This is a genomic window from Vibrio sp. 704 (assembly GCF_033339295.1).
The window spans coordinates 1-682 of sequence record NZ_JAWOUH010000476.1 but is presented as its reverse complement, the minus strand read 5'-3'; the positions used below and the strand labels follow the sequence as shown (position 1 = coordinate 682).

Genomic DNA, 682 nt, shown 5'->3' with positions numbered 1-682 from the left:
ATTCATGTTGGTAGAAGCCAGGTACTTGACGAACAACCGCTTGAACTCGACAACGGAGAATGTGACGGTGCCATTAGTGAATGTGGTCAAATTATGGGAACCTACTTGCACGGATTTTTTGACGAAGCGGAAGCGCTAAACCTCATTACTGAGTGGGTGAATGGCACTCAGGTCAAACAGCAAGATTTTGAAGTATTGAAAGAACAAGGTATTAACCGTATTGCGGATGCGATAGAACAACACATGAACCTTGACTTTCTGTTTAAATAACTCGTTAACCAAACGCTATCTTTAACCAAATTTTCTCTCGGCTCCTTATTAGAAAAACGGATCGGGCTGGGAACGCATTCATTTGGCTAGATAGAATTTTCGCTTGCCTTGTACGGAGTCACTTTATGAAAGCATGGAAAACGCATGCTTGCCTAGCGGCAATATTAAGCATTTCATTCTCAACAAATGCAGCAACGGATCTGAAAGTTTATGCTGCGTCTTCGATGACGAATGCGATTGACGAAATCGCTCAAGATTTTAAAGAAAAGTATGACGTAACAGTTACGCCTGTGTATGGCGGCTCGTCTTCGATCGCACGACAAATTATCAATGGTGCTCCAGCTGATGTGTTTATTTCTGCAAACACGAAATGGATGGACTACTTGGTTGATGAAGGCGTTATAGATAGTGA

Annotated in this window: 1 protein-coding gene and 1 pseudogene; both read left to right on the top strand. The window is 42.2% G+C overall.

Translation table 11 applies throughout. From position 1 onward, the window contains the following. Positions 1-270 (top strand): annotated as a pseudogene (locus R7R24_RS27215) (cobyric acid synthase CobQ); the annotation flags it as partial. Between the two features lie 125 nt (positions 271-395). Continuing rightward, positions 396-682 (top strand): molybdate ABC transporter substrate-binding protein (modA, locus tag R7R24_RS27210; protein ID WP_318120199.1); only part of this gene is annotated, 287 nt, incomplete at its 3' end.